At 43.4% G+C, this 22,347-nt stretch carries 17 protein-coding genes and 1 tRNA gene; 4 read left to right on the top strand and 14 right to left on the bottom strand.

Annotation, left to right across the window (positions count from 1 at the left end; genetic code table 11):
- Window positions 1–19: 19 nt before the first annotated feature.
- Complete coding sequence (locus B2746_RS17315; protein WP_290796503.1) at window positions 20–2,338, bottom strand: hypothetical protein; 2,319 nt, start codon at window positions 2,336–2,338, stop codon at window positions 20–22.
- An 888-nt stretch (window positions 2,339–3,226) separates the two neighbouring features.
- Between B2746_RS17315 and B2746_RS17320 the strand changes: the two genes are divergently transcribed.
- A protein-coding gene (locus B2746_RS17320) for an IS630 family transposase (protein ID WP_290796750.1) occupies window positions 3,227–4,353 on the top strand; the annotation gives its coding sequence in 2 pieces (ribosomal slippage) (window positions 3,227–3,650 and window positions 3,650–4,353; 1,128 coding nt in all).
- Window positions 4,354–4,500: 147 nt separating this feature from the next.
- Here B2746_RS17320 and B2746_RS17325 read toward each other — a convergent pair.
- On the bottom strand, window positions 4,501–4,977 hold the full coding sequence (locus tag B2746_RS17325; protein ID WP_290796504.1) for a hypothetical protein: 477 nt from the start codon (window positions 4,975–4,977) through the stop codon (window positions 4,501–4,503).
- Window positions 4,978–5,371: 394 nt separating this feature from the next.
- On the opposite strand from B2746_RS17325, the gene B2746_RS17330 reads away from it, so the two are divergent.
- A complete protein-coding gene (locus tag B2746_RS17330; protein ID WP_290796506.1) occupies window positions 5,372–7,327 on the top strand; it encodes a glycoside hydrolase family 127 protein in 1,956 nt (651 codons plus the stop codon).
- A gap of 301 nt (window positions 7,328–7,628) precedes the next feature.
- Here the strand turns inward: B2746_RS17330 and B2746_RS17335 are convergent, their stop codons facing one another.
- The 6 genes from B2746_RS17335 to B2746_RS17360 form a co-directional block, all read right to left on the bottom strand.
- Window positions 7,629–8,252 (bottom strand): hypothetical protein, encoded by a 624-nt coding sequence (locus B2746_RS17335; protein WP_290796509.1) that lies wholly within the window; start codon window positions 8,250–8,252, stop codon window positions 7,629–7,631.
- 98 nt (window positions 8,253–8,350) lie between these two features.
- Window positions 8,351–9,199 carry a toll/interleukin-1 receptor domain-containing protein gene (locus B2746_RS17340; protein WP_290796511.1) on the bottom strand — a complete coding sequence of 283 codons (849 nt, stop codon included), beginning with the start codon at window positions 9,197–9,199 and terminating at the stop codon, window positions 8,351–8,353.
- A gap of 256 nt (window positions 9,200–9,455) precedes the next feature.
- On the bottom strand, window positions 9,456–10,412 hold the full coding sequence (locus tag B2746_RS17345) for a hypothetical protein (protein WP_290796514.1): 957 nt from the start codon (window positions 10,410–10,412) through the stop codon (window positions 9,456–9,458).
- A gap of 420 nt (window positions 10,413–10,832) precedes the next feature.
- Window positions 10,833–11,309: a hypothetical protein gene (locus tag B2746_RS17350; RefSeq protein WP_290796517.1), complete on the bottom strand. Its 477-nt coding sequence runs from the start codon at window positions 11,307–11,309 to the stop codon at window positions 10,833–10,835.
- On the bottom strand, window positions 11,266–11,670 hold the full coding sequence (locus tag B2746_RS17355; RefSeq protein WP_290796520.1) for a hypothetical protein: 405 nt from the start codon (window positions 11,668–11,670) through the stop codon (window positions 11,266–11,268). Before B2746_RS17355 ends, B2746_RS17350 begins: the two co-directional genes overlap by 44 nt.
- 660 nt (window positions 11,671–12,330) lie before the next feature.
- A tRNA-Leu gene (locus B2746_RS17360) sits at window positions 12,331–12,414 on the bottom strand.
- A 243-nt stretch (window positions 12,415–12,657) separates the two neighbouring features.
- On the opposite strand from B2746_RS17360, the gene B2746_RS17365 reads away from it, so the two are divergent.
- Complete coding sequence (locus B2746_RS17365) at window positions 12,658–13,230, top strand: peroxiredoxin-like family protein (protein WP_290796522.1); 573 nt, start codon at window positions 12,658–12,660, stop codon at window positions 13,228–13,230.
- A gap of 21 nt (window positions 13,231–13,251) precedes the next feature.
- On the opposite strand, the gene B2746_RS17370 is transcribed toward B2746_RS17365, so the two are convergent.
- The 6 genes from B2746_RS17370 to B2746_RS17395 all read right to left on the bottom strand — a co-directional run bounded on the left by B2746_RS17370 (window position 13,252) and on the right by B2746_RS17395 (window position 19,538).
- Window positions 13,252–14,274, bottom strand: a complete 1,023-nt coding sequence (locus B2746_RS17370; RefSeq protein WP_290796525.1) for a YCF48-related protein — start codon at window positions 14,272–14,274, stop codon at window positions 13,252–13,254.
- A gap of 18 nt (window positions 14,275–14,292) precedes the next feature.
- Window positions 14,293–15,066, bottom strand: coding sequence for a hypothetical protein (locus B2746_RS17375; protein WP_290796528.1), 774 nt, complete (start codon window positions 15,064–15,066; stop codon window positions 14,293–14,295).
- A complete protein-coding gene (locus B2746_RS17380; RefSeq protein WP_290796530.1) occupies window positions 15,056–15,490 on the bottom strand; it encodes an ABA4-like family protein in 435 nt (144 codons plus the stop codon). Before B2746_RS17380 ends, B2746_RS17375 begins: the two co-directional genes overlap by 11 nt.
- A 38-nt stretch (window positions 15,491–15,528) precedes the next feature.
- On the bottom strand, window positions 15,529–17,919 hold the full coding sequence (locus tag B2746_RS17385; protein ID WP_290796533.1) for a TonB-dependent receptor: 2,391 nt from the start codon (window positions 17,917–17,919) through the stop codon (window positions 15,529–15,531).
- Between the two features lie 107 nt (window positions 17,920–18,026).
- Window positions 18,027–18,602 (bottom strand): Crp/Fnr family transcriptional regulator, encoded by a 576-nt coding sequence (locus B2746_RS17390; protein ID WP_290796536.1) that lies wholly within the window; start codon window positions 18,600–18,602, stop codon window positions 18,027–18,029.
- 9 nt (window positions 18,603–18,611) lie between these two features.
- Window positions 18,612–19,538: a phosphoribosylaminoimidazolesuccinocarboxamide synthase gene (locus tag B2746_RS17395; RefSeq protein ID WP_290796539.1), complete on the bottom strand. Its 927-nt coding sequence runs from the start codon at window positions 19,536–19,538 to the stop codon at window positions 18,612–18,614.
- 91 nt (window positions 19,539–19,629) lie between these two features.
- Here B2746_RS17395 and B2746_RS17400 point away from each other — a divergent pair, with 91 nt between their 5' ends.
- On the top strand, window positions 19,630–22,347 hold the full coding sequence (locus tag B2746_RS17400; protein ID WP_290796543.1) for a TonB-dependent receptor: 2,718 nt from the start codon (window positions 19,630–19,632) through the stop codon (window positions 22,345–22,347).

The raw sequence follows: 22,347 nt of genomic DNA on the forward strand, positions 1-22,347 counted from the left end.
GGCAACAACGCTTTAAAGATTAAACCTGTTTCCATCCACCGTTTCCGCTTACTTCACGGGTTGCGATTTTTTTTGAAAGGGGTGTTTTACCAGATGGAGGCTGATGAATTTTTCCGCCTTCTTCCACTGCATAACTCCCTTTCATTGGAGCTGCGGGTGTACTTATTCCCCGGCTTCCTTTAGTTGCAGGCGCCTGGATGGTGATTTCCCTGGATTTGGACGCTATATCACGTTTAATTACTACACCTTCATCTTCGGTGGATGGTACACTTACGGTAAGCGGACCATTGCCGATACTCCGAACCCATGGACCCGTCCATTCCATTCCTTTGGTGAAAAGACTGCCTTTTACAATAACTCTGACCTGATATTTGAAGAAGGATCGAATGGTGGAATCGGAACTAAAAACGGACCAGAAGCGGGGAGATTCCTGATCAAGATTATTCCAGATGAATTTTTGTGGTGGAAAACGGGTTAAATCTGCCCCATTTTCATCCGTTGCCTGGAAGGTTACTTCAACCAGTTGTTTATTGTCTTCCAATGCAACATTTAAGCCTAATGGTCCAACCCGAACGCGTCCAGCTTCATCTGCCCTTAATTCCAGGGTTACATCATTTACCATGCTGCCATTTTCTCCCGGATCCAGATCTATCTCATTGTCCTCAATCTGTACCCGTACAAAAGGATTGGCAATCGGATCAGGTGGTTCCAGCATATGTACTTTGCGTTTGATAAATGTTTTATCGGGCGTCCAGTTGGCGGGTGCATTGGATACATCAGCTGCCGCTTTTTGGGTGGTTTCCACTTTCCATGTTTCGGTAGGGGAGCCGCTGCCATCGAATATATGTCCAACCCAATCAATTTCTCCGGCTGTATTTGGATAACCAACCTGAACAGAGAGGAAGGAAACAGGCTCGCCTGCCCAGTTGATGGCCGGCTGTGGCCAGTTGACAACAGGCTTGATGATACGTGCCAGTTTGCGTGGCCAGTCATCCATATAAACTGTTACGAAATATTTTTTTTCTGCTTCGGGATCTTTTTTCATTTCATCAAAAGCTCCTTCCAGATTGGAAGAGATGACATGATCCTGCAGGTAGGCCAGCTGTCTTTTTTCATGATAACTCAGGTTTAGTCGGGTGCTGTCGCGGCGATATTTCAACGCCACACCTGCGCCCCAGAGTCCGAATAATCCGCCGGATGAACTGGCTTCTGCTGCCTGTACATTGGGTTGTGGCGGATCAAAGATGATTCCCTTGGCCTGTTCCATAAACTTCTGAGAAATGAGGTCGGTTTTTTTGTCTACGTATTCCTGAATTTTATCGGCTCCCGGAATGGTTGGATCAACTTTTACATCCACTTCAATTCCACCGCTGATGCGCATGTTATTGAATTCGGCTTTGATGTCGGCAGAGAACCATAAATATTTGCCTTTTGCATTGGCAGAGAAATGTTCAAAAATGCGTTCCCAGTTTCCTTTGATGGTGATTTCAATAATGGGTACCCAGAATTTTACTTTCATCGCCTGGCAAACACGTACCGGTGTATAGGCCATTTTGAAGGCTTGATACAATATGCTGGCCGGATAAACACCCATCAGTCCGGAATAGGCATTTTGTCCCATTGGATCAATGGAACCGTTGCCTTGTCCCTGCATGTTGAAATACCAGGGATCGAGATTGCCATCCCGTACATTTCTTTTATCAAAGGAGCGGGTGGTAAATCCTGGTTGTGTGATGAAGCGCGGAACGGGTACGGTTTCATAACGCACCTGGCGGTTGGGGGCAACGGGTGCGGCTGGGGCTGCAGGCGCGGCTGGATTAACCGGAGTAGCAGGCGTTCCGGAAACGGGTTGTACTACGGAGCCATCCGGATTAGGGGAGAGGTTAGAAATAGAGGTGTGGTTGGCAGTAATCACAACCGGACGGAAAATTGGTTTAACGCTGGAGCGGATACCCCAGAAATAATCCACTTTTCCCTGGTACATATTGATGATTTCCTGCTGACCTTCTTCCAGTACATGATCGGGTGGTGCGGCGGTGGTGGTTACGCCTAGTACGCCGCCGGCTACTTCGCGGCTTTCTCCTTCTTCCAGTCCGATATTGGCTTCACTGGTTTGTCTGCCGGCAAAACGAAGCATGAGAAACTGGAGATCCCCGTCTGCACGTCCGTCTTTTCGGGCGATATGTACATAGTTGGGAAGCCAGTAAAAGACCGGAGGCTTTCCTTCATTTTGCAGGGCATCGTTATTTACATCAGGATAATAGATGAGTTCATACCCGTCTTTTATGATAGGTTGAATCCCACCGGCCATGGTTGGGCCCAAAGCGGTAGTTGCCATAACAATAAGTTTAATGTTTGGTGAAATATAGGCGGACTAATACAGCTGTAGCTAGGAACCAGAGTAGAATAGAAAAGAAAAATTCAGAATGGGTTAGAAGACATTAAAGGTACGAAAAAGTAAAGAGAGTTGCAGGTTGTTTTCACCCTTTTACAGAGGGGAAAAAGGCCCCCGGAACAAATCGTAAAAGAGGAAGCTGAATTGCAGAAAATACGGTTTGGATAACTGATTGAATGATTGCTGTTTCAGTTGAATTTAAGTCGCTGATTTTTTTTCGATGAAAGTCATTGTCCAATTAATTTGATCTTCATTGCGGTTATCTGAATAATCAAATCCCAAATGAATTCCATTGGGTAAGGAGATAACAATGTAGCCTGGTTCTTTAAATTCCTTTTCAAAATCGAGCTGTAGTGAAAGCAACCATCAATTTTACTAGCCACATAATCAGTAAATATGGACTCCAATTTCATGTTTTCGTCAAAATAAAACTCAAAATCTCCATATTTCCAACAATTGGATTCTACCATTGATTTTTCTGCAAACCAGGCTTCCGGCTTCAATCCCTGAGTAAGTAAATCATTTTTTGAGATTCCTAATTCAATATGGCCGAAGTTGCCGTGTAGTATTAATTCCTTACTTCATCCATACTTCATCCAAGCTTCATCGTAACTTCTTTGAGCTTGCAAAACTTATCTAGTTCGGCAAGTGGTTCATAATCATTAGGCTGCTTTTATTATTTTGAAATCAGGTAAAAACTATATCCTCCCTGTTCAACTCTTTTGAAATAATTTTTTTTCGGGGGTAAAAAAGAGGGGTTAGGACTAGTGTCACGTCACATTTAATATGACGTATTATCTTTTTTTGTATCTTAGCCATCCAAAAAAGGCTATGGTAAAATACACGGTTCATTTGACAAAGGGCGAGCGGGAAGAATTGCAGCATATTATCAGCAAAGGCTCTCACAGTTCTCAGACTTTCCGCGCAGCCTATGTGCTGTTGAATTGTGATGAAGGCAAGTATGCAGAAAAGGTCACCAATGAGCAGATATGCACCGTGTTGAAAATAGGCATGCGAACGATCGACCGGATCAAAGCTCGTTTTATAGACGGCGGCCTGGAGGCCACGTTGGAGCGAAGGCCCACTAGCAGAATCTACGATGTGAAAGCAGACGGAGACGTTGAAGCCCGATTAATCACCTTGTGTTGTAGCGAACCGCCCAGGGGATATGCAAAATGGTCACTTCGGCTCCTGGCTGACAAAATGGTTGAATTGAAGTACGCCGAGAGTATCTCCTATGAGACGGTTCGCCGGGTGTTAAAAAAAACGAACTTAAGCCCTGGAAAGTCAAAGGCTGGGTGATCCCAGACGCCAGGAGCGGTGAATTTGTGGCTAACATGGAAAAGGTGTTGGATGTTTACAAGAGGCCGTACAATCTATCCAATCCGGTTATCTGCATGGACGAATCGCCCAAACAGTTGATCCGGGAAGCACGTTCATCGATACCCATGAAACCAGGCAGAGACCTGCGGGTCGATTACGAGTACATCCGGCACGGGGTGTGTAATGATTTCATGGCCAGCGAACCACTCAAAGGCAAAAGATTTACCGCGGTTACGGAACTAAAGACCAGAAGGGAATGGGCACTGTTCATCAAACGTATTTCTGATGAATGGTATCCCAAGGCAAAGAAGATCACACTGGTCATGGATAATTACGGAACCCACAGTGCTGGTTCATTCTATGAGGTCTTTTCACCAGCTGAAGCAAAGAGGATCTGGGATCGATTTGAGTTTATCTATACTCCCAAACATGGCAGTTGGCTAAACATGGCTGAAATAGAACTCAATGTGATAAACCGGCAATGTCTCAGCAGGCATATCGATACGATTGGAAAAGTCAAGTCCGCAATTGCAGCTTGGCAAAAAGATCGAAATAACAAAAATCAACAAATAAACTGGCAGTTTACGACAAGCCAGGCAAGAATTAAACTCAAAAAACTTTACACGTCAACTTAGGTGTGAAGAGACACTAGTATTGATAGAATGCAGGCACATACCGAAGTAACTACCGCCAGGTATAATAGCAAAATAGAGAAAGTTAAGAATATAATCACAACTGTATCTTTCATGCGTTTTTAGACTCCTACAGCGGTGGCTTATATTCTACTGCTCTGCAATTTCGTTTACCAGGCGATTGTGATTTGCGTGCCATGTTTCATCTCTTTGAGATTCGGCAGTATCATATAATGCAAATAGTTCGTCTATTTTTTCGATCGAAAAATCCCTGAATTCTTTTGCCCGATCTTCCGTGTTGGAAAAATGTGTATGAAACATAAGCCTGTAAATGCCTAATGTAACAGAGTAAGGAGCAATAGACCCGTCTTTTTCAATAGTAACCCTTGCTCCGTCTATACATTCCCAATCCTCGGTTATTTTTCCTCCTTCACTACCATACGTATTTACAGATCTTCCTTTGTCAAATCTTGTCCACCGTGAATTGAATGTAGTGACATTTTTTGAAGTAGTACTATTGAGTCTTTGATTGAGTTCTTCCTGTGATATTATTCCTACCCTCTCTAAAGCCATGGAAAGGTATGGTTCAAGTTTTGGATATTTTTCCTGTTCGTTTTGTGATTTCAAGAATGGAATCAGGTCTGGGTGATCTTTAAAGAGATGAATTCGTTTAAGGGCGGTAAACTGTACATCTGTATCAGATAATCGCTCCCAGGCGTTCGTCTGAATTTAATGAAGCAAATTTCTCTTCGGTGGTTTGTGGTAAATCGTTTGTTTTTTGTCTAAGGCAGAACTCTTCTCAGGAGCGAGTTTTTTTCCAAATAGCTTTCCAAATATTTTCATGCCAATGAGGGTTGTAAAGATGTATTACACGCCCATCTAATATAATATTTTACTTCGACTTAAACGTTAGAGGATTTCCCATCATTTAGGTTTCGCAATTCTCCCTCCCCAAAGCAAAATGAAGATCATTATACGCAAAACGACAGCAATCTGATCCCCCTATTTGATAATTTGCCGTATGATTCGATTGCTTATCTGCACCGCACTTAGTTGCGCAGCAACCACTATTTACAGCCAGTCTATCCAGCAACTGCACCCCGTGCCTTTTTCAGACGTTACGATTGAAGATGCTTTCTGGTCGCCCAGGCAGGCGACAGTAGCCAATGTTACCATCAAAGCCTGCATTGATTATACCGAAAACAAAACCGGCCGCATACGGAATTTCGAGCGCGCGGCCACCCATAAGTCAGGCAAATTTGAAGGCACTTACTTCGACGATTCCGATGTGTACAAAGCCCTGGAAGCAATCGCCTATTCCCTTCGAAACCGGCCCGATGCTGCCGTGGAAGCCAAAGCCGATGAATGGATCGCTAAAATTGAAGCAGCGCAACTACCCGACGGGTACCTGAATACCTATTATATACTAACGGCTTTGGATAAACGCTGGACAGATATGGATCGCCACGAAGACTATTGTGCCGGTCACCTTATTGAAGCTGGCATCGCGTATTATAAAACTACCGGCAAGCGGAAATTGCTGGATGTTTCTATTCGTTTTGCCGATCATATCGATTCTATTTTCCGGATGGCAAACCGGCCCTGGGTTCCCGGCCACCAGGAAATAGAACTGGCCCTGATGAAACTCTATCATCACACCGGTATTAACCGCTACCTCGATTTGTCAAAGTGGTTCCTGGAACAGCGTGGCAGGGGGCATTGGCAGGGTAGTATGTGGGACGAGGAAACCGCCCACCTTTATTATCAGGATGCTGTTCCGGTTAAGCATCAACGGGAGATAACCGGTCATGCCGTACGGGCCATGTATCTTTATACCAGCATGGCCGATGTTGCCGCGGTAACGAATGATGCCGGCTACATGGAGGCAATGAATGCCATTTGGGAAGATGTGGTGCACCGCAATATGTACATCACAGGCGCCATTGGCGCAACACAACATACCGAAGGTTTTGGCGACGATTATGACCTTCCCAATAAAGACGCCTACGGCGAAACCTGCGCATCGGTTGGGATGGTATTCTGGAACCAGCGCATGAACATGCTCACCGGAGATGCTAAATATGCCGATGTGCTGGAACGCAGTTTATACAATGGTGCATTGGACGGATTATCGCTCAGTGGCGATCGCTTTTTCTATGTCAATCCGCTTGCATCAACAGGCAACCATAATCGGAGTGAATGGTTTGGAACAGCCTGTTGCCCGTCCAATATATCGAGACTGGTAGCATCGGTGGGCGACTATATTTATTCCACCTCAGCAGATGGCATTTGGGTGAACCTCTATGTAGGCAGTAAAACAACACAAAAGATTGCCGGCACTAAAGTAAATCTGCAACTGGAAACCGGCTATCCCTGGAAAGGTAACACGCAGTTAATGGTAACGCCTGAACGAAAGAAAGCGTTTTCGCTGCGTTTGCGGGTGCCGGGCTGGCTGAATCAGCCGGTACCGGGAACTTTATACCAGTATGCCGAAAACAGTAAAACGGCTCCCCGCATTGAAGTGAATGGTAAACCTGTGGAGTACACCATGGAAAATGGCTATGCGGTAATCAACCGTACCTGGACGAAGGGCGATAAACTAAGTCTGCAATTGCCCATGGAAGCGAAGCTGGTGGTAAGCCATCCCGAGTTAAAGCAGAACAATAACCGGATGGCTATTCAGTACGGTCCGCTGGTGTATTGTGTGGAAAGCAAGGACAATAACAATGCTGCCTGGAACCTGGTATTACCCGAGAAACCCGCTTTCAATGTGGTGTACCGGCCAGATTTTCTGGGCGGCATCAACGTCATCAATTTTACTGCACCCGTAACCAGTATTGGTGCCGATCGTAAAACCGTTCAAACCACCACCCAAACCGTAACGGCAATTCCTTATTTCAGTTGGAATAACCGGGGCGCAGCGTCCATGCAGGTTTGGTTGCCGTTGTATGTGGAAGAGGTGAGGTTTAATTATTAGGGGGAACAGAGAGTAGTTTCTTTGTAATTGAATGACAGAATTATGCCTGGTTGTTTTTCCGGATTCTCTTAATTACTCCTAAATCCTTTTAAGATTAGGATTAAATTGAAAGTTGCTCCTAAAATGTATGTATTGAGAAGTGTTTCGTATTAGGGTGAATCTCTATCTCGGAAATAGAGCGACCCTGAAGAATGCATGTGCCCTGCTGGATCGGCGACGGAGTGCTATATACGACAATCCCAAGTAAAAGCGGAGAATATATTCATTCCTACTATATTTCCAATGGAATGCTAGCAGCTGCTTATGTTAACGATAAATCATATAATCTAATGCCGTTCAAAATCTTCATGTCATCATCAACAATTTTTTCAGCCCATGTCCAATCTTTTGTGTTTGGGTCATAAGATGTCATACCGCTTAGGTCATCAAAGTCAAGTGTTACACCACTTTCGAATTTAATAATGTTGTCATCGTTAAATCCTTTCGTCAACTCGAATTCAATATTTTCTTTTCTAAGATTGTCAGTAACGTTTTTAAATGTCAAGAACCTATTCTTTTTTAAGAACCAAATATCAATGTTAAATTTTCCATTTTCAAAGCAAATGTCATTTTTATTATTTACCCGCCCTGTTTTGATATTTGGAAAGGTTGCTAAATGGTCATTTTGAATTCCGTATAGAATCCTTTTATCGCTTAAGTAGAAGAACTCGTAATAGGCGTATATTATTTCCGAATGCCCATTTTTGTAGTCCGTTATTCCTTCAGGCGTGCCCAAAATCTCAATGACTTCATCAATAGTCATTCCCAAAACAATTGAACCAAACTTTCCTGTCTTTACAAAGTCTTTTAGATAAATAGTTTGCATAATATTTTCAAATGTCGCAAAAAAACTTCCCCTACGGCGAAGGTGTGGGATTCGCATCACTCCTGCTGATTGAAAAATACGAATTCCTTGCTAGTTCGTCGTTTAACTTATAGCGTCGTGCTAAACTTGTGTAAACACTCTTATCGGTGGTGGTTTTATCAGTATTCGTAGAAATATTTCTTCCAAAGTTCATAAAGTTCATATTTTTTTTCATCCGAAAGGTCATCCGTCTTAAACAGCTGACCCAATGAAACACCGATTAGTAAATAAGCTATTGCTTGTTTGGCTTTTATCTCTTTGATTTTATACTTGTCAATCAGCTCCAAGAAACATAAGTTCATAATTTCCCATGTTTGTATTTCCCGGTCAGGTCGTAGATCAAGTTCGTAGTTATAGATATCTTCATCAATGGTAGAATTCAAGACCTGTCCAATGCCGAAATGAATATTTCTTGCTCTTACTTCTAATTGCTTAGAAAGCTTACTTTGCGGTTTTTCCTGTGGTTTTAAGTCGCTAAATTCAACTGTTACCTCCTCTGCATTCTTAAATCTTTTTTTGAACAGGTAATAGCCTTTGATATTCCGATAAATATCTGGTCGAATTGTTTCTATTAGACTCAATGCAAGTTTATTGATTGACATTTTGGAGGTGTCAAGAGCAAACTTGTCGGATAGATATAACGAGAAACTTTTTACCTCTTCTTGTGTAATACCGTGCCATAATGGTAGTATTACTTTTGTCTCGTTCTCCTCCTTAGAAAGGAGCGAACGATATTCGTAGTCAGTCCAACGTTTCTCTAAGAATTTTTTTGAAATGATTACAATCCCGAACTTTGATTTTATAAGACCGTCGTCAATAGTTCTTGACAAACTGTCACCCACCTTAAGTGAGAACTCGTCATACCATACTTTAACTTGGAGTTTTTCTAGAGTGTCGGCTAGTTGCCTCACAATCGTGTCTTTGTCTTCAGATGCATGGGAAATAAATACGTCCCAATATTTTTCCATTTAATGATTTGTTGCTCTAAAATTACAGCCAACGCCATAATTTATGAAATTAAAGGTGGTTAATAATTTTTATACTACCGAAAGTTAATGGATCTAATTGTTTTTTGATCTAAAACTATAGGCTTCATTTCTTCGGATTGCTTACAGTGGTAAAACCTCTATTTTTCGTAGCGTCTGGTGAAGTGCCGCCTTCTATGGGCCAGATAAGTGGATTTCGTGATAGCTGATTATATCAACATAGCATGTTTCGCTTCCTTTATTTTCCTGTTTCAAATACATTTCGAATAACACTATCCACCGCATTTTTTGTTCTCGGAACATAATCGCTAACCAGATATTCATTAAGTCTGTGAGCAATGGTGGCCGCACTTGGTTGGTCGGTAAGCGTTGGGTTCAGTTTTCGCAACCACAGCGATTGGTTTAACCTTTCTCCTATAGTCGTGCAAATTGCCAGACCATCAAGGGCTATGAGGCTCAATGGTCGCCCGCTCGTCAGCCATTTGTTTGCTCTGTTCCAGCTAAATTGAGAATTGGCGGCAACATAGCCCCAGTTAGAAGATATATTGTTAATTCTGTGGCTGACTTTCTCAATCCAGTCCAGTGTTTTTTCGCTTTGCAAATAGATCATTACGAGTACGTTTTCTGATAAGTATTTATCGTTTCCGCTTTCAAGTTCTGTTGTGATGGTTTCAAATGCATCGTCTGTATCTAAACACTTGGCTAATGCCTCTGCGAATAGCTGAATTTCATTTGCTTTCCGGTTCGTCCATTCTTTCAGTATCCATTTATTTGCTGTTTTACCAACAACTTTCCCGGCAATTTCATAGGCTTTGTGATTTATGGCTCGATTATACTCGACCTTTTCTTTCAGACGGGTTAAGATTTTCTGTTTGTCGAATTTTGCCAGTTCGGTGATAACATAGTTGTCTGTGAAAAATTGGACGAATGAAAAGTCAATTATTTTGTTCAGGTCATCTTTGATTTGCTCAAAGTTTGGAAATGGGTGCTTTTCGGCGTTAGTTACCTCTATGTTCGGTTGCGTTGCTTTCCCAGTATCATAATCGTAAAAATCATCGTGTAAATAGGGGCAATGTCCATGAATCGCAACGAGATTGAAAAACTCTAATGGCCTTAATGCACGGTTGATTAGTCTGTTGTGGCACGCCAAACACAAGCGGAACGGATTTTGTCCTACGTCAGCGGATTCTTCCACTTCAAAAGATCTTATATTACAACATTCACATTTCATAGATTGAGTCCACATTAAAGAGGCTCTTCCAAGCGTAGGTTTTTATCTTCGAATTTGGTTATGAATCCGTTTAATCGTAGGTAATGGCACAGTCGAAATCCATAGTCTATCCAGCCGATTCCATCGGCGTGTTTAACTTTTTGGATGTCATTGAAGGATTGTAGTATTTCTATAACTGCTGATTTTGTAAGGGGAACCGCTTCCTCCAATGCCTTGTTGATTCTCTGTGATGTTTCAAATTCGGGTTTGAATAAATCATTCTTTTGAACCCATTGTTCGAAGCAATTGCTAGCGCATCGAAGTCCATTTAATACCTCTTCTTTATCTAGTAGCCGTTTCTCGACCACTGCCTTTGTTTTTTTCGCCAAAACATCCTGTGCGTCTTTATTCGAATTTGTAGATTTTTGAATTGTCGAGTACTATTAGTTCAGCACTGAATCCTGCTATAGTAAGGTTATGCACTACTTCGTCTGCAATTTTCCTGGCCTTTTGATAGGTGCACTCGTCGTTGAAAGTCATTTGGATGCCTGGCGGCTCGCATGAGTAGGAAAATTCGTCTCCGTCTGCCTGAAAATATACCAATTCATTTCGCTCCACCTGTTTTACCTGGAATGAAACGGGCATCATTAGCCTAGTGAACTGCTCGGGAGATAATTCAATTTCACCGCAGATCAGAAATTCAAATTTTCCCGGAGGATAACTGATGTTATCTGGCGTTATATTTTGGCGGCTATTCGAAGAAGTGAAAAAGTGATAGAAATAATGGATGCTTTCGGCTTCCCCATAGTGAAACCGTTTAAACGCTTTTGCAATTGGGTCAACTATATTGCCGTTTGGTAATTTTACAACAATTGGCATCATGCTCACTCCGTCTGGCAGGTTTGCTTCCTCTTGTTGAATCCAAATCCCATTGTTGTTGTTGATCATTACCTGTCCAACATAACTTCCCGCAACAAATATTGTTTCGGCAAAAATCGTTTACGGTTAGACCTTCGTCTCTAAATCGTTGGAGAAATTTGTCAACATAGGTTACCGTGTCAATCGAAAAGTTCAATGCAATATTGTCGTTACTTCTTACTGCGTCAACAAATTGTTGAGCCAGTTTTGGACCATTGACAGCGATTGCGTTAAACTGAAGGTTAATTTCCCGTGTTGGCATAGGACCATTTCCGGGATTATCTTTTTTGTCTGTTAAGCCAAATAGTTTTTTAAAGAAACTCATATGTCTAAGAAGAATGTACTATTAAATATGCACTATTAATTATAAAATTACCGTCGTTTTCATATTGTCTCTTACCATGCTCCCATGGGTTTTTTCAAATATTGCTGCCAATCATTGCCTGTCTTTTGATAAAAGAACAGGTAGTCATTACCTGATGAATACCCAAACATCTCTGCCAACCGGAAAACTGCTATCGTATTATTTCTAAAGTACAATATAATGATCAGAACACTTGTAAAGTTATACTAGTAATTTCCTACCCAACTGTAAAGTTTTTTCAGTACAAGATAAGGAAAACAGGCCGTGATTTCCCCAGCATCCCCGGACTTATCCCGGACTTGTACCGCACCTGTACCGGACCTGCACCGGGCTTGCAATCATATAGTAGGGTTTTTTACTATAAAAATGGAAAAAAACTGGTAAGAATTTGGCGGTCATCCTCGTTCCTGATTGTACCAGCTTCCAGTCTCTGCTGATGATGTCTCCGGTTAGTTGATTCTCCCGGTGTTGAGGTTTGATCCGCAGGTATACCTTCCTGAATCAAAATAATTCAATAACCCATCCGGTAAAAATGCTGCGATTAAATCCTTGTACTGTTGATCCACGAAAACGGGACCTTAAGAAATTAAAAAAGACCACTAATAGTGATCTTTTTTCTCGTGCCCAGAACAGGAATCGAACCTGCACTACCTTGCGATAACCAGATTTTGAGTCTAGCGCGTCTACCAATTCCGCCATCTGGGCTTGTCTCTGTTTCACCGGTCGGGTGCCACCGGTCGGGTGGTGAAAGGTGGTGAAACCGGGTTGCAATATTACGGCAGCGGAGAGTTTCGGCCAAAATTTATTTGCAACAGGATTTTTTGGGTAACAGAAACTTACCTAAGAGCCTGAAAAATTTCTTTAAAAGCATATGCAAATGTAGGTTTTCGTCAGCCAGGCGACAGTTTTTGCGCGCAACGGGGCCTAGATTTACCTAAAATTTAGCGCATGCGTTCTTTTATCCTGTTAACTACTCTTCTTATTTCCAACATTTGTTTCGCCCAACCCAAAGGCCTTGAAACCGGCTCGGAGGCTCCCGATTTTACTGCCGTCGATCAAAATGGTAAAAAGGTGAACCTGAAGTCGCTGGCAACAAAAGGCCCGGTGGTTGTATTCTTCTACCGCGGACAATGGTGCCCTTATTGCAATAAACAAATTAAACAAATGGAGGACTCCCTGCAGGTGCTTACCGGTAAAGGTGCCAGCATCCTGGCTGTGAGTCCGGAAGTCCAGGAAAACATCGCTAAAACCGTTTCAAAAACAAAGGCAAGCTTTCCGGTGCTGCATGATGAAGGATTGCGTATTATGAAAGCCTATGACGTGGCTTATGATGTTGATCCTACTACCATCGAACGGTATAAAAAATACAAAATCGATTTTAATGAAGTGAATGGCAGCAATGGCGCCAAACTTCCTGTACCGGCTGTTTATATCATTAAAGACGGGAAAATCAGCTATCGCTTTTTCAATGAAGATTATACCAAACGCCCAAGTGTTCGAGAATTGGCGGAGCAGTTGTAATCCAGGAAGCAACCTTACCAATCACCAAATCAGTCTGGCAATCCGTCCGTTTCCACCGGCTAAATAAACCGTGCGGCCCGCTTTTGCTTTTTGTACCACATGATACCCGGTGACAGAAATGTTTTTCCAGTTGCGACCACCATCCCTCGAAATATCAACGCCGGATGTGCCGCAGCTGATCAGTTTATTACCGCGGACATAAGCTACCCCTGATCTGTAACCGAATGGCGGCTGCTCTGCTTTTAACCAGATTTGTCCGCCATTGCGGGTATAACAGAAATTGCCCGCTGTTTCTTTATCTTTTGCAAAATCACCGCCCACAATTACCCAATGCCGGCCACCCCGCTTTTTTCCGGGATGTTTCAAGGCAATGGCATTGGCACCTGTGCTGCTTTCACCCTGCTTCAAGGGCAATTCAAAACCCTGTCCGGCATAAAATACCCTCGATTGTTTACCACCACTTACAAAAATAGTTTCCCCTTTTTTGAGTGAAATTATATTACCACCACTGGCTGCAAAAAAAGCTTCGCCTTCAACCGGTGCGGGATAATTTGCCGGATAGGATTGCCAGCTTCGACCACCATCTGCCGTTTGCAAAAGCAGGAATTTTCCATCTATCGGATCGCCAATCGCCCTACCTTCTTTTTCATTTCTGAAATGGAGCGCATCAAGAAAAATACCGGATCGATTATCGCGATGAACTTCCTGCCAGCTGGCGCCTCCATCAAAGGTACGCAGGATCAGGCCGGGTGAATCAACCGCCAGAATTACGGCTGTCACCGCATCAAAGGCTTCAATATCACGAAAATCCCGTTTTTCATGTCCGGGTACCGTCATCCACTGAAAAGTTTTACCACCATCGGTACTTCGTCCAACCGTTCCTTTATTTCCACTAACCCAAAGCAACCGGTCATTGACCACACTGAGTCCCCGAAAACTGATGCCTGGTTTCCCTGGCAGGCTATCAATTTTTTGCGCGCTGGTATGGTTGGCAGGAAGGAAAAAAACAAGGAATAGTATTCCGGACAGGAGGGTATTTTTCATGTAGCAAAAATGGGAAAATTATCCCAACAGCGGATAACCCTTCATGGCCTGCACATAGAGCAACACCAGAAAAATCAACCAGCTTGCTGCAATGATCTGCATCGATCGTTTTGAATGGATCAGGTAAAATCCCAGTAAAGGAAATAGCTGAAGGGAATGCATGCCGAAGAAATGAATCACCCGCAGATCGCCATGGATCCGGCTCCAGTTCAGCAGGGGATATCCCTCGCCACCATCCATGCCCCCCATACTATGGCGCATGATGGCTGACATATGTCCGCCTTGCAAGGCTGCCAGCACAAAAAACAAAATCCCCAACCGGATTCCCCAGATATACCCCGCGTTCATCCATAGTGGAAACTCTTTCTGTTTAAAAAACAAATAACCGATATAAGCCGTCCAGAAAGTGTAAATCAATATCGCCAATCCCATAATCTGATAAAGAATTGCATTGGGCCAGGAACTGATATTGAAATGCGATTGGTTTCCCAAAGCTGCCTGGGTTGTTATGATGCCCAATTCCACCAGCATGGTCCATACAACCACCCAACTATAACGCCTGACTGCTTTTTGATTTTTCAGGTATACCATCAGCCAGGCCATGGTAAAAACGGCGGCTGCCAGCGCCAGGTAAAATTTCATGGGTTTGATGAAAGCCGGAATACCACCCACTTCCAAGGGACTCCACACAGCCAGCACTGCGCAGATCAGGGCTCCCAGTAAACTGATACTGCCAACATAAAACAATATTTTGTTGCGGCTCTTAAGCTGTATAATTAGTTTATTCAACATCGATCCAATAGTTTTTGGTGTGTATCCAGCGAATTAAAATATAGAGCAGGAGACCAACCGGACCCAGCATGAACGTAAAAAACAAACAGGGGAGCAGCCAACCGATTCCAATGCCGTTTTTGCGCGCATTGTTTACAATAAAAATTCCCGTCATTAAATCAAAAGCCAGGTAATGCACCCATCCCGCCAGCAGGGCTTCGCGATTGGTAAACAGGGCGGCCACGCCATCGAGCGTACTAAAACTATCGGGCTGCATGCCTCCGAAATTTTTGGCGATGAGATAAAAATAAAGCAGGCTCATCGCCAGTATAATAGTGCCGATCAATGCTTTTGAAATCCACAAGGTTTTATGAAAAATAATCAGCAGAATCCAGGCAAGCATGGCAGCTGTACTGCTTAGTTGAAACAATTGATCGGCACTCATAAAAAATTAGTTTATCCGAATGTACTACTTGTGGTTCGTTAGAATTGAATCCGGTAAAGTAAATCTGGAAAGAAGCCCAATTGATTTACATTGCCAATGCCTCCCCGCTGTGCATTATACCTGCGAAGAAAGATATTTTCCCTATTGGTTAAATTCTGCAAATCGAGGTAGAAGGTCTGGCTTAGTTTCCGCTTTTTGCTATTGATGCGATAGCCGAATTTTAAATCGAATCGCAGATAGGAATCCAGCCGCTCACTATTGTAGCGGCTCTCATCCAATAGCTCTCTTCCTGCAGCCTGCGATGCAGCCAGATCTACCGGTGTGGCATACCGTCCGCCTAGCGTACTGAATCTTCCATCTACCGTAAACGCATTTTTTCCCTCTTTTCCGGTTTTCCATTCCTTGCCTCCTAATACATTCCAAACATACCCGTAATTAAAGCTGGTATTTCGTTCAATGCCATCACTGCCTTTGTATTTCGATTCAAACAGCGATATGGTATTCAATACATACCATCCTTTCTGCAGGAATTTTTCGAGGGTGATTTCCAATCCGTAGTTGGTGCCGCTTCCTTCATTCACCAATCCGGCTTTTCGGGGAAACTCAAAATCAGCTCCGCTGTTGATTACCGAAAATCCGGATGCGATCGATTCAACAGGTACATCAAAGAGGCGCTGGTAATAGGTTTCCGCTTTCAGACGCCAATTGGTACCAAATCGTTTTTCAATGCCGGCAACCAGGTGATGCGCTTTGGTAAAATCCAGTTGTGCATTGGCATCGTTGATTTTTCCGGAAGTTTCATCTATTTCCTGATACAAATACACCGGTAAGGGTTGTGTTTGTGCATGCAATCCATAAGAGAGATAAATATTCCAACCAGCTTTGGGCAACCAACTGATAGATGCACGTGGTTCTACAATTGATCGATCATTAAAGCTGAAATATTGACCATGCAAACCGGCTGTAATCAGCCAATGCTCAGTTGGTTTATACCGGGTTTGGGCAAATGCCTGCCATAAACTATAGCGACTATTATAATCGTTCAACACAAGGTACTCCTCAGTAGGTGGTTTTCCTTCCCGATCTTTTAATAAAGCATCCAGTTGCGATAGCTCTCCGGTAATACCAGCTCTCCAGGATAATTTGGCATTCATTTTCTGGTTGATATAACTACTCAGACTAACCGAATTGGTCTGGTTTTTTCGCTGCGTGATCTGCCATCGGTTTTGATAGGGTGGAACAGGAGCAGGGTATTGGTAGTTATCGAATTTATCGAGCTGGTAATTGTAGGCCACAGTTGTTTTCCAATAGGTGCGGGCGTTTAAATCCAGCTGGTGTTTGACTCCCAGAATATTCATGGTGTTTCGCACATAACCATCCTGATCCTGGCGCGCATAAAAATCACTGGTATCAATATCCTTCCCGATAAAATCAATGGAGCTGATACCACCCATTCCGTAAACGGAGAAACGTCCGAATTTAGTGGCCGCCGACTGGATATTAAACACCCAGTTCTGGTATTTTGGAACGGCATCCGTACCAATATTTAATGCCATTGCCTGACCAATCTGCACAAATGAATAACGATAACCCACCAAATAGGAAGCGCCTTTCGTTTTCTTGCTTAAGGGGCCTTCTGCCATCAGCTCCAATCCACTGAAGAGATTCACCTGGGTGGTAAACTCGTGCGTGTAGGCATTGCCGGCACGCAATTCCACGTCAAATACAGCGGCCGTGGCGTTTCCATATTCTGCCGGAAATGCACCGGTAAAAAAATCGGCCGATTTCAGCGCATTGGTGTTTAATATGGTAATGGGACCTCCGGTAGTGCCCAAACTTGCATAGTGGTTGGGATTTGGAGCCGGCAATCCCTGCACCCGCCATAAAACGCCGGATGGTGAATTACCTCTCACTACAATATCATTCCGGTTATCATCATTCGAAATAACACCGGCGAAATTGGCTACCATTTTGGAGGGATCATTCCGTCCGCCTGAAAACCGGGTTACTTCTTCCATATTGATGGAACGGTTGCTGCCCACGGCATATTCATTGGAAGCCACTCCTTTTTTGAGTTTGGGCGCTTTCACCGTTACTTCTGCAAGTGTGCTGACAGCTTGTTCCAGAGAAATTTCCAATTGTACTTCCTTGCCGGTTGTGAGTAGGATTTCGTTTAATACAGCCGGACTGTACCCCATAAAATCTACCCGCAGTTGAATTCTACCAATGGGAACTCCCAATAGTACAAAACGTCCTTCTTTGTCAGACAGACTGGCAAAATTGGTTCCAATTACCTGTACACTGGCTCCTTCCAGGGCCTGTTCGGATATGCGGTCGACTATTTTTCCACGAATAGTTTGTGTTGCCTGCTGTGCGCTTACCCAAAAGGGAAAGCAAAGCAAAATGATTAGAAAATACCTCGCAGTCATGGTTCTTGATTTTGACTGCAAGCTACTTGCACAATACCCTCATTTCCCTTAACATATATCAAGAAGAAAAAATACGAAACCGATCTTGATATTTATCAATGATGTGGTTAACGGGTCATTTTTTTGCGGATCCTGCTGAGGTGTTCGGGACTAATTCCAATTAAAGAAGCCAGCATATATTGAGGAACCCGTTGGATCAGGTGGTACTGGTTTTCTATTATGTATTGGTATCGATCCTCCGGACTAAGTGTGAGTAAACGGGTGTTATATCGGGAGATCAGCACAAATAAATTTTCCGCTATTTTTCTGCCAGCCTGCTCATAAACCGGTGCATGTTCATACAGTGTTTGCATTTGTTCAAAGGGAAGATTGATTGCGATTGTATCTTCCAATACATCCATGGATTGGGCAGCCGGACTTTGGGTAAGGAAGCTATCATATTCACTCAGGTATTCGCCTTCTTTGGCGAATCCGGTACAAATTTCGCGGCCCTCCACCGTATAATATAAACGGGCCAGCCCTTCCTGAATAAAATAGACTCCTTTACAAATATCACCTTCCCGACAAATCAAACTTCCTTTTGGATAGCGTTCAATAACCAGTCTTTTTTCCAGTTCCTGCCATAGCAATTCAGTAAGCGCTGGAATCAATAATTCGTAGTATTTCCGGATACCATCAAACATGTGTTGGATTTAAAACAGGGTTGAAAGCGATGCTTCAACAGCTGCTTTTGTTTCTTCGTTTGTCCATGTTTGTGGTTCAAATTTTTCGCCGATTACTTTTTCGTACAATTGGATATATCGTTCACTGATGGTGTTGATCCAATCGGGTGTCATTTCCGGAACGGTTTGTCCTTCCTTACCCATGAAATTATTGGCGATTAGCCATTCGCGCACAAACTCTTTACTAAGTTGTTGTTGCTTTTCCCCTTTTGCCTGCCGTTCTTCAAAACCATCTGCATAAAAATAGCGGGAAGAATCGGGCGTATGAATTTCATCCATCAGGTAAATGGTATCACCGATTTTACCGAATTCATATTTGGTATCTACGAGAATCAGTCCGCGTTTTGCTGCGATCTGTTTTCCTCTTTCAAATAAGGCCAGGGTGTATTTTTCCAGCACGGCCCAGTCTTCGGCTGAAGCCAGTCCGTTTGCAATGATTTCTTCCTTACTGATATCTTCATCATGTCCTTCTGATGCCTTGGTGGAAGGAGTGATGATAGGCGTTGGGAAGTAATCGTTTTCACTTAGTCCCTCTGGCAATGCAACACCACACAAACTTCGTTTGCCACTGTTATAAGTGCGCCATGCATGTCCGGTTAAATTCCCTCTCACCACCATTTCGATTTTGAAAGGCTCGCATTTTTTGCCAATGGAAACATGTGGTGCGGGAGATTCGAGTAACCAGTTCGGACAAATATCTGCTGTTGCTTTGAGCATGTATGCAGCTATCTGGTTTAATACTTGTCCTTTATAAGGAATAGGGGCTGGTAATATTACATCAAATGCAGAAATCCGATCCGATGCAATCATCACTAATAAACGATCCTGAATGGTGTAAACATCCCGCACTTTTCCTTTATAAAAGGCGGTCTGGAAAGGGAATTGAAATGGTGCCATATTGCGAAGTTATACTCCCGTTTGGAAAAAAACGGAACGGAATTAATAAATCCTTATTTTGCTCCTGTTTAACACATAAAACCTACGTGGTATGAGAAAATCCAACAGCTATTTTGCCATGATGCTGTTGGCGCTATTCACTTCGATTGCTGCCTTTGCCCAAACCGTTACCATTACCGGAAACGTAAAAAACAGCTCGAATGCTGATGTTGTGCCAGCCGTGTCAGTAACCATCAAAGGAACCTCCATTGGTACCTTTACGGATGACAAAGGAAACTTTAGTTTATCAACTTCCCAAAAACCCCCATTCACCTTGGTTTTTACCTCCATCGGATTTGATCTGGTGGAAGCGGTGGTGAACAATGCCACCGATCCTGTTACCATCAGTATGAATCCTTCCAGTTCATTGGGAACAGAAGTGGTGGTATCTGCCAGTCGGGTTCCGGAAAAAATTCTGGAATCTCCGGTTTCAATTGAGCGCGTAAGTGCTGCTGCCATTCGTGTTTCCCCTGCTGCCAGTTATTACGATATTGTTGGTAGTCTGAAAGGGGTAGATATGACGACTTCTTCTCTTACTTTTAAAACACCTACCACCCGCGGTTTTGCCGGGAGTGGTAATACGCGTTTCAACCAATTGGTAGATGGAATGGATAACCAGGCGCCTGGTTTGAATTTCTCGGTTGGTGCCATCATTGGTTTGTCGGAACTGGATGTAGATAATATGGAATTGCTGCCGGGCGCTTCCTCGGCATTGTATGGTCCGGGTGGTATGAACGGAACCCTGCTTGTAAGTAGTAAAAATCCTTTCAAGTATACCGGGCTTTCCTTCCAGGCCAAAACAGGAATCATGAATACCGACAGCCGTTACAGAGGCAGTTCGGGTTATCATAACTGGGCCGTTCGGTATGCAGAAAATATCAAGGATAAATTTGCCTATAAAATCAATGCGGAATTCATTCATGCCAAGGACTGGCTGGGTGCGGATCAGCGCAATTATATAGGCCGGCAGAGCGGCAGGGGGGCAGCTGGTCCGGGTACCCGTACTACAGATCCCAACTATGACGGAATCAATGTCTATGGCGATGAAACCACCATTGATATCAATTCTGCCGTATTTCCGATTATTTCCCAACAGGCACCTTTTTTAGCTCCCTTTATTTCTACACTGGGATCGGATCCGATTAATGTTTCCCGTACCGGTTATAATGAATCGGATATTATTGATCCCACCACACTCAATTTCAAGTTGGGTGGTGCGTTTCATTATAAAATCACCCCAAAACTGGAAGCGGTTTTGGCGGGTAGCTGGGGAACCGGAAATTCTGTGTATACAGGATCTGACCGCTATTCTTTCCGCGATTTCAAAATGGGGCAGTACAAGTTGGAACTGAATGCGAAAAACTGGTTTGTTCGTACCTATACCACACAGGAAAATGCGGGACAATCCTTCAACGCTACCGTTACTGCGAGATTGCTGAACGAAGCATGGAAACCGTCCACCACCTGGTATCCTGAGTATTCGCAAACTTATCTGGCCAATTTATTAGCCGGACAGGATAACCAGAGTGCGCATAACAATGCCCGTGCCTTTGCAGATCGTGACCGTCCGGCTGCGGGTTCGCAGCAATTCAAGCAATTGTATGATCGGGTACGTTCCATTCCGATTTCCAGCGGCGGTGGATTGTTTATTGAAAAATCGGATCTCTATTTTACGGAAGCGCAGTATAATCTTTCCGACTGGACGGGTAAGTTTGCGGATATCCTGATTGGAGGCAACTGGAGGCAGTATGTATTGAATTCGGAAGGAACGCTTTTTACAGACTCTGCAGCTCCTATCAAGATCAATGAAGTGGGTGCTTATATCCAGGCTACCCGCCGGTTGTTTAACGATGTGTTGAAACTGACGTTTTCCGGCCGATATGATAAGAATGAAAATTTTGAAGGTCGGTTTACACCGAGAGCAACTGCAGTTGTTTCAATTGCGAAGAATAATAATATCAGGTTGTCTTACCAGTCGGCTTATCGTTTCCCTTCCACCCAGCAGCAGTTTATTAACCTGAATGTGGGAGGTGGAGTGCAATTGATAGGTGGTGATAAAAGTTTCCAGAGCTTTTATCAGTTTGATCGGAATCAGCCCTATACATTATCGAATCCATCACAGCAGTATCAATTTGAAACTTTCAAACCAGAGTCAGTTACTTCGTATGAACTGGGATATAAAGGACTGGTTGGAAACGGGAAAGTACTGATTGATGCTTATGGGTATTATGGACGGTACAAGAATTTTATTGCACGTACCCTGATTGGACAAACTGCAACGCCGGGAGGAACACCGAATCCGGTGACGGATCGTAAATTCTCTGTTCCGGTGAATATTGAAGATGATGTTACTACTTATGGATTTGGGTTGGGGATTGATTATCGTTTTGTACGTGCCTGGACACTCAGTATGAACCTCTCCTCAGATCGTTTGCAGGATGTACCTCCGGGATATATTGCTTTTTTCAATGCACCCAAGTATCGGTATAATGCTACCTTATCCAATACCGGATTTGGAAAGGATAAGCTGATTGGTTTCAATGTAAGTTATCGCTGGCAGGATGCGTTCTTCTATGAGGGTGATTTCGCCAATGGAGATATTGCAGCCATTCATACGGTAGATGCACAGGTGTCTTACAAGTTACCGAAAGTGAAAAGTGTGATCAAGCTGGGTGGTAATAATATCCTCAACCAGTACTACTTCAATGCAGTAGGAAACAGTTTTGTGGGTGGTTTGTACTATGTATCATTCGGGTACAACATTTATTAA

The sequence above is a fragment of the Flavihumibacter sp. UBA7668 genome, from assembly GCF_002483205.1.
Lineage (GTDB): Bacteria > Bacteroidota > Bacteroidia > Chitinophagales > Chitinophagaceae > Flavihumibacter.

Bases quoted from the DNA above. Each gene is read 5' to 3' on its own strand.
- B2746_RS17390 (WP_290796536.1), bottom strand. From the start codon at position 18,602: ATGTTTGATGGTATCCGGAAATACTACGAATTATTGATTCCAGCGCTT.
- B2746_RS17380 (WP_290796530.1), bottom strand. From the start codon at position 15,490: ATGAGTGCCGATCAATTGTTTCAACTAAGCAGTACAGCTGCCATGCTT.
- B2746_RS17340 (WP_290796511.1), bottom strand. From the start codon at position 9,199: ATGGAAAAATATTGGGACGTATTTATTTCCCATGCATCTGAAGACAAA.
- B2746_RS17365 (WP_290796522.1), top strand. From the start codon at position 12,658: ATGCGTTCTTTTATCCTGTTAACTACTCTTCTTATTTCCAACATTTGT.
- B2746_RS17395 (WP_290796539.1), bottom strand. From the start codon at position 19,538: ATGGCACCATTTCAATTCCCTTTCCAGACCGCCTTTTATAAAGGAAAA.
- B2746_RS17350 (WP_290796517.1), bottom strand. From the start codon at position 11,309: ATGATGCCAATTGTTGTAAAATTACCAAACGGCAATATAGTTGACCCA.
- B2746_RS17400 (WP_290796543.1), top strand. From the start codon at position 19,630: ATGAGAAAATCCAACAGCTATTTTGCCATGATGCTGTTGGCGCTATTC.
- B2746_RS17385 (WP_290796533.1), bottom strand. From the start codon at position 17,919: ATGACTGCGAGGTATTTTCTAATCATTTTGCTTTGCTTTCCCTTTTGG.
- B2746_RS17315 (WP_290796503.1), bottom strand. From the start codon at position 2,338: ATGGCAACTACCGCTTTGGGCCCAACCATGGCCGGTGGGATTCAACCT.
- B2746_RS17355 (WP_290796520.1), bottom strand. From the start codon at position 11,670: ATGAGTTTCTTTAAAAAACTATTTGGCTTAACAGACAAAAAAGATAAT.
- B2746_RS17330 (WP_290796506.1), top strand. From the start codon at position 5,372: ATGATTCGATTGCTTATCTGCACCGCACTTAGTTGCGCAGCAACCACT.
- B2746_RS17375 (WP_290796528.1), bottom strand. From the start codon at position 15,066: ATGTTGAATAAACTAATTATACAGCTTAAGAGCCGCAACAAAATATTG.
- B2746_RS17370 (WP_290796525.1), bottom strand. From the start codon at position 14,274: ATGAAAAATACCCTCCTGTCCGGAATACTATTCCTTGTTTTTTTCCTT.